Annotated in this window: 4 protein-coding genes; 3 read left to right on the forward strand and 1 reads right to left on the reverse strand. The window is 66.8% G+C overall.

Translation table 11 applies throughout. The features are described 5' to 3' along the window. Positions 1 to 4,242, reverse strand: a 4,242-nt coding sequence (locus ACRDUX_RS02595; protein WP_526410727.1) for an amino acid adenylation domain-containing protein, incomplete at its 3' end; no start/stop codon positions are given. 790 nt (positions 4,243 to 5,032) lie between these two features. Here ACRDUX_RS02595 and ACRDUX_RS02600 point away from each other — a divergent pair. From ACRDUX_RS02600 to ACRDUX_RS02610, 3 genes are read left to right on the forward strand one after another with little or no spacing between them, the layout of a single operon-like run. Continuing rightward, positions 5,033 to 5,173, forward strand: coding sequence for a hypothetical protein (locus ACRDUX_RS02600; RefSeq protein WP_526410729.1), 141 nt, complete (start codon positions 5,033 to 5,035; stop codon positions 5,171 to 5,173). Positions 5,174 to 5,216: 43 nt separating this feature from the next. Next, a complete protein-coding gene (locus tag ACRDUX_RS02605; protein ID WP_526410730.1) occupies positions 5,217 to 5,390 on the forward strand; it encodes an NAD(P)-binding protein in 174 nt (57 codons plus the stop codon). Continuing rightward, a complete protein-coding gene (locus ACRDUX_RS02610; protein ID WP_526410732.1) occupies positions 5,387 to 6,634 on the forward strand; it encodes an MFS transporter in 1,248 nt (415 codons plus the stop codon). Before ACRDUX_RS02605 ends, ACRDUX_RS02610 begins: the two co-directional genes overlap by 4 nt. Positions 6,635 to 7,455: the final 821 nt, after the last annotated feature.

Below are 7,455 nucleotides of genomic sequence, written 5' to 3' on the forward strand. Positions count from 1 at the left end.
CTCGTGCTCGACGGTGTCGTTGTGGGTACTTTGCATCTGGTTCAAGAGGTCGGCGACAGTGTAGTCCGCCGTCGCGCGGGCCCGTACCGGCACCGTGTTGATCAGCAAACCCACGATCGAATCGGAGCCCGCCAACTCGGCAGGCCGTCCCGAAACCGCAGTGCCGAAGGCCACGTCGCGCTGGCCGGTCAGCGCCATCAGCAGCTGCGCCCATGCGACCTGGAGCACCGTGTTCACCGTGGTGTGACAGGAGCGCGCCAGCTCGCCGAGGGCGCGCGTCGTCTCGGCAGACGCCCGATACGATTCGACGCATCGCGGCCCCAACTGAACCTGCGGGGCGACCAGGGTAGGGGTGTGGAACCCGTCGAACACCTCGCGCCAGGCCGCTCGTGCCGCGTCGCGATCCTGACCGGCCAGCCAACTGACGAAGCTGCGATACGACCCGGCTGCGGGCAGCCGCTGGCCGAAGTAGCTGGCAAAGATCTCCTGCATCAGGATCGGTAGCGACCAGCCATCGATGACGATGTGGTGGAAGGTCACCACGAACCGGTGCTGGTTGCCCGCGGTACGGATCAGTGCCGCCCGGAAGGTCGGCCGGTTTGCGAGGTCGCAGACCGCGGCGCGCTCGGCGGCGCACAACTGGTGAATCTCGTCGTCGGGCTCCCGGTCGTCTCCCCGCAGATCCAGATACCGCCACGGCATCACCGGCTCGGCGGGGATGATCTGCACCGGCTCACCGAATTGCCCGCAGAAGCGGGCCGCCAGGTTGGGATGGCGACGAACTACGGTGCGCAGTGCATCGTGCAGACGATCCTGATCGAGGACTCCGCTGACGGTGATGTCCAGCTGCACCGCGTACACGTCAACTCTTGCGGTATCTCCATGCCCCTGAACGAGCGTCGAGTGGAAGAGCAATCCTTCTTGCATTGGGGTCATTGGCAGTACGTCGGCGATCCGGTACTCCTGGGCCAGCTCGTCGATCTGCTGCTGGTTCAGCTGCGCCGGCGCGATGTCAGATGGAGTCAGCCCGCCACCGCCGGAGCGGACGTGGGCGCAGATCCCGGCCAGCGCCTCGAACCACAACTGGCTCAACCGCTTTACCCGTCCCTCGTCGACCGACGACGGCGCCCACGTCCAGGCCGCTTGCAGGCACGGACCGGTGTCGGTGTCCATGGCGCCGGCGTTGAGCTCCAGGGTGTGCATCAATGGCATGGCCACCGCCGAAGCCGCGTCGGCAACCGCCAGGCCGTCCTGATTGATCTGCCACAGCTCCTCGGACAGGAAGGCAGCACCTGCGCCGAGGCGCCCCAGATAGTTGAACCCGATAGTCGGATCCAGTCCGGACAGCTCCACGTCGGGGTTCGAGTACCGCAGCAATCCGTAGGTAAGACCCTCGGGCATGGCACGCAACTGTTCCTTGGCGTCCTTCACCACCGTTCCCAGCGCCGCACTTCCGGCGATCACCTCGCCCCAGCTCAGATCGCCCACGGAAAGCGAGACCGGGTACTTGGTGGTGAACCAGCCCACCGTGCGCGACAAGTCGACATCGGGGCCCAGTTCCTCGTTGCGGCCGTGGCCCTCAACGTCGATGCCGATCGGATCACTGCCAGTGGCCAGTCCCTCCGTCCACGCCAACCCGAACGCGATCAACAAGATGTCGCCCACCCCGGCGTGAAACGCCGCGGGCACCTCACCGAGCAACTGGCGGGTGGTTTCGGCGTCCAGCGACACCGACAGGCGCCCCGCACGAGCGTAGGTGTCCACCGCAGGTTGCACCGCTGGCAATGCGAGCGGAGTCGTCAGGATCTGCTGCCAGGCATCGGCCTGTGCGAGTACCTCGGAGCTGCGCGCGTGTGCGTTCAGTATCGAGGACCAGCGGGCGAATGACGTGCCCCCGGTCGGCAGCACCACCGGCTGGCCGGCGTTGTGCAAGGCCCACGCAATGTTGATGTCTTCCAACCGAATTCGCCACGATACCCCGTCGACGGCCAGGTGGTGGATCATCAACGCCAACTGCCCGGTGCCGGGTACCCACAGTGCTGACAGCATCCTGCCCGCGGCCAGATTCAGCCGCGACCGCGCCGCCTGCAGCGCCTCATCCGACAACGCGTCCACCGAAAGCAGGCAGTCGCAGGCGTTCACCGCCCCCACTTCGGGCACCGACAGCGACCAGCCGCCGACACCATCGGTCGATTCGCTCTCGGCGTTCGCGTCATCGTCTACGTGCAGCCGCAACGTGGCATGGCGATCCAGCAGGGCCTGCACCACTACCACCGCGTCGGCCTCGCTCACTCCGGCCGGGGCCTTCAGAACCACGGTCTGGTTGAACTGGTCGATCGGACCCTCGACGGTTTGCAGCCACCGCATGATCGGGGTGGGCGTCACCGGTCCCGTGTCCTCGTCGACCGGCCCGCCCTGGGCGCCGACCACGTCGGCCACCGCCGCCAACCGGGCCACGGTCTGCTCGACGAACACGTCACGCGGGCGGCACAGCACGCCTGCCGCGCGGGCGCGCGCCACGACCTGCATCGAGAGGATGCTGTCCCCACCCAGGGCGAAGAACGAGTCGTTTACTCCGACCCGCTCCACACCCAGCACCTGGGCGTAGATGTCGGCCAGCACCTCCTCGACCGCGGTGGCAGGGCCCCGGTATTCGCCCCCGTCGCCGCGGTACTCCGGGGTCGGCAGTGCGTGCTTGTCGAGTTTGCCGTTGACCGTCAGAGGGAGTGCCTCCAACACCACCACCGCGGCCGGAACCATGTACGCCGGGAGCCGCTTGGCCAACGCACTGCGCATCTCGGCGGGATCGGCGGTGCCGGTGACGTAACCAACCAGACGCTTGTCGCCAGGGCGGTCTTCTCGGGCCATCACCGCTGCCTGTTTCACCCCGTCCAGGTTGGCCAGCGCTGTCTGGATCTCGCCCAGTTCGATGCGGTAGCCACGAATCTTGACCTGTTCGTCGGAACGCCCCAGGTATTGCAGCTGCCCATCGTCGTCCCACCGCACCAGGTCGCCGGTGCGGTACATGCGCGCCCCTGGCTTGCCGAACGGGCAAGCCACGAACCGTGCCGCGGTCAACCCCGAGCGCCGCGCATATCCGACGGCCACGCCGGCACCGGCCACGTACAACTCGCCGACTACACCCTCAGGGGCTGGACGCAGCCACTTGTCCAGGACGAACAACGCCGCGCCGGGTACCGGCGAGCCGATCGGAGCCACCCCCGATCCTGCTGTCAGGGGTGCGCTCATCGCCGCGTAGATCGTGGTTTCGGTCGGGCCGTAGGCGTTGATCATCAATCGCCCGTTGATCGCCCACCGGTCCACGAGCTCCGTCGGGCAGGCTTCCCCGGCCACGACCAGCGTGGCCGACTCCAACCGCTCCGGCGAGAGCATGCCTGCCGCCGAAGGGGTTTGGCACAGGACGTTCACCTTCTCGGCGACCAGCAGGTTGTGCAGGTCGCCCGGTGAGGTCGCCACCGTCTCCGGGACGACCACCAGCCGGCCACCGTGCAGCAACGCACCCCAGATCTCCCACACCGAGACGTCGAAGACCATGGAATGCCACTGCGACCACACCTGTCCCGGTCCTGCGGGCAGGGCGGCATGCAGTTGGTCAAGCAGCTGCGTGACGTTGTGGTGCGTGACGGCGACGGCCTTGGGGACACCGGTGGTTCCCGACGTGTACGTCATATACGCCAGGTCGTCGGGGGCCGGCATCGGCAGCCCGCTGCTGGGCTGCGGGTCCAGGGCGGGATCGTTGACGTCGACGACCGAGACGTCTGCCCCGTTCAACCGCGAGCGCAGGCCCGCGGTGGTGACCGCGGCGACCGGCGCGGCGTCGGAGATCATGAACTCGATCCGCGCATCGGGATGCGCGGGGTCCATCGGCAGATACGCCGCCCCGCACTTGAGCACCGCCAGGATCGCCACGATCGCCTCGGCAGAACGCGGAATGAGCAGCGCCACACAGCGTCCCGGTCCGGCGCCGTGGCCGACCAAGACGTTCGCCAACCGGTTGGCCGCCTCATCCAGCTCGCGGTACGTCCACGAACGCTCCCCACACACCAAGGCCACCGCATTCGCGGCCGTGACCACCTGCGCGGCGAACGACTCCGGAATCGACACCGGCGCGGAGACCAGATCGGTCAATACCGCCCGATTGCCCCACTTGTCCAGCACGTCGTGCTCGTCGTCATCGAGCAGATCGATGGACAACAACCGCCGTGCCGGGTCACCGCTCATGATTCGTCCCCCAACCATCTGCGGTCACGGGCTCGAAGACCCGGGGCAACCGCTCTCGCCCAGCTTTCTCGGCCTGGCCGCGTGGAAGAGTCAGTGTCGAATTCGACATCGAAGACCCGACGCGTAGCCCGGCACCCCTGCACCTGAAAATATAGCTGTGTAATCGTGGTTTTGTTTGCTGTTGGTGGAATTGGTCGCCGCCAATTCGCACACGGCAGTCCGGCCGTGACGATCGGATAACTCGGGTACCCGAAGTCGGTGTCGAACGATTGGTCGCGGCCGGTGGCGCGGTAGCCGGGCTGAACTACGAGTGTCGGTTCTACAACGTGTCGGCGTAATGGGATGTGCAGCCGGCAAGCAAGCTTGAGTCGACGCCGTCACCCGCGAGGGCATGACGACGAGGGCACAACGAATGAGAAGACCGCGCCCTCGACGACGTGATGCCGAACAGTCGAGCCAGGGGCGTGGGTTGATCGTCGTCTCGCGGGCGAAGACTCCGAAGCGCTCGATCATCCGCTCGGCCGGTGCGGGTGATCCGTTTGCGTGAGGCGACCCGAATTCGGGAGACGGCGACTGAATGTGGCGTGCAGCAATTCATGGCCCGTGCACACCAGCGTGACGGCGTTCGCTGATGCGCAATTCCGTTAGCGTCCATTCTCGGCTCGGATCAGCAAAGTCCCGGTGTGTCGGAATTCTTTCCCTAGGTACGTCATCATCACCTCGAGGAACAGTTGCCAGTGTTTCGCGGGTCAATACGAGCAAATCCGAGTGCTTCCCGCAGGTGCGTTTCGTGGTAGATCACATCCACGGCTTCGTCGGCCGCGGCGGGTTCGAGGCTGCCCCCGGTCAGCGGCGAGCAACACGTCGTGACATCGTCGGTGAGAAGGAGAGTGGGACGCAGGCCATGCACCACGCTTCCCGCACGTATTGACAGATATCGCTGTATCGAGAGACGTCGATGCAAGGGAGAACGCATGTCACAACTGCCCGTCGCGGTGATCGGTGCCGGCCTCCAGAGCTTGGCTGCTGCAGCACATTTGGTGGAACGCGGGATCGAACCGGTGCTGCTCGAGGCCGGCGGCGCCCCGGCAACCCCGCAGACGCTGTCACCGTCACCGTCACTGATGGGCAACCCGACCACGACATGACCACCCCGGATACCGCGCAGCCCAACTCTCCGACCGAGGCAGGGCTCCGCCGTGTCCTGATCACCTTGTGCCTCACCCAGATCACCAGCTGGGGCGTGCTCTACTACGCCTTCCCAGTGCTGTCGGTGCAGATCACCGCCGACACCGGCTGGTCGCCACCGGCGGTCACCGCCGCGTTCTCAGCAGCCCTGGTCACCTCAGCGGTGGTCGGCATCTGGGTGGGCCGTCAGCTGGACCGCCGTGGGCCGCACGCCATCATGACGACCGGCTCGGTACTGGGCCCGGTCGCACTGCTCGCGGTGGCGTTCTCCCCGAACATCGCCTGTTTCGTGGCCGCGTGGATCGCGGCCGGGGTCGCCATGGGCGCCGTGCTCTACCCACCCGCGTTCGCCGCGCTGACCCGTTGGTACGGCCCACGCAGCGTCGGAGCGCTGACCATCCTCACCCTCGTCGCCGGGCTGGCCAGCACGGTGTTCGCACCATTGACCGCGGCCCTGGGGCGCCACCTGGATTGGCGTACCACCTATCTCGTCCTCGCGGGCGTCCTGGCCGTGATGACGATTCCCGCTCATCTGATCGGGCTGCGCCAACCCTGGCCACCGGCACCGCAGCGTCATGCCGCCGGGTCGCCGAACCGCATCGCGCGCAGCCGTGCCTTCATCGCGCTGACGATCGCGTTCGCCTTGGCGACGTGCGCGTCCTACGCGATCATCGTCAACCTGATCCCCTTGATGACCGAACGCGGCATCAGCGCCCAGGTCGCCGCCGTGGCGCTGGGTCTGGGCGGCGCCGGCCAGGTGCTGGGCCGGCTTGGCTACCGCGCTCTGGTCCGCCGCCTCGGTGTGCGAGCTCGCACGGTCGTGATCTTCGCCGCGATCGCCGTCACCACCGCACTTCTGGGCGTCGTCACCTCGATGTCCGCATTGATCGCCGTGGCGGTCCTCGCAGGCTTTGCGCGCGGCATCATGACGCTGTTGCAGGCTACGGCGGTGAACGACCGTTGGGGGCCAACGCATTACGGCCACCTCAGTGGCATCCTGTCCGCACCCGTCTCGCTGACCACCGCGCTGGGCCCATGGATCGGCGCGGCCCTTGCGAGCCTCCTGCACGGGTACGGACCCATGTTCCTGGTACTCGGTGGGGTGGGCGTCGCCGCGGCACTGATGGGCGCCGCATCCGTGCCACCGCGCCCGTCTGACGACAGCTCGGCCGGCTCACGGCCCCCACGGGTGTCTGACCGATAGTGCGCGTTGCGTCCGCTCGACGGCGTAGCAGCAGGTGGGGTCCAGAACCAGACATAGAGCGTGTCGACGCGCATGCTCACCTCGGCGGTGCGGTGCCCGACGAGCTGTGCGCCGAGCAGCGTGCCGCGTTGTTTGACCTTGCCGTTCACCGTCAGCCAGATTCCCCTTTGTGGCCAATGCCCTCAACGGGATTCTGTCCAACTACGACGACTTCGGGTCGGGCGCGGTCGTGTGGTGCACCGGGACTCGTGGCAAAACCGCGGCACCGAATTCAGCCCGACGCCGAGGCACCCGAATCTGGCGCACCGCGAAAACACGTGTACCACAACATCCCTCTGGCTTCCTTCCCCGGGACGGTGCACCGGTGATCGGCTTCGGCGTGACGGCCACGATGTTGCCGTGGTCGACGACCCGCAACCAGTTCGGCAGCTGCCAGGTGATCCGGCGCGCCCGCCGGACGGGTATCTCGGGGCGAGCGTTCCGCGTCGCGACGGTCGGGCTTCCGCCTTCCAGTGTCACAACTGCGCGTTCAAGCGAGCTCAGGTCGGCAGCGCTGACGCCCAAAAACGCTGGCGGTCAACGGGAATCTTTGCCTACCTGCCAGCAGTAAATGGCCAGTGTCGTGGTGGTGACGCGCCGGGGCGGGCAGGCGCCCGCCTGGCGATTCCGTCAGTTCGTCCTACCGTGGAATTACCGTTAACCGCCCTAAAGAGTAGTGATCTCATGTCGACTGAAACCCGCGAAGAGCGGCTCATGCGCCGCATCATCGATCTGTATCTCAACGACCAGCAATTCGCCGATGCTCGGCCGAGCGAGGCGAT

It is taken from the genome of Mycobacterium sp., from assembly GCF_050701675.1.
In the GTDB taxonomy this organism is placed as follows: domain Bacteria; phylum Actinomycetota; class Actinomycetes; order Mycobacteriales; family Mycobacteriaceae; genus Mycobacterium.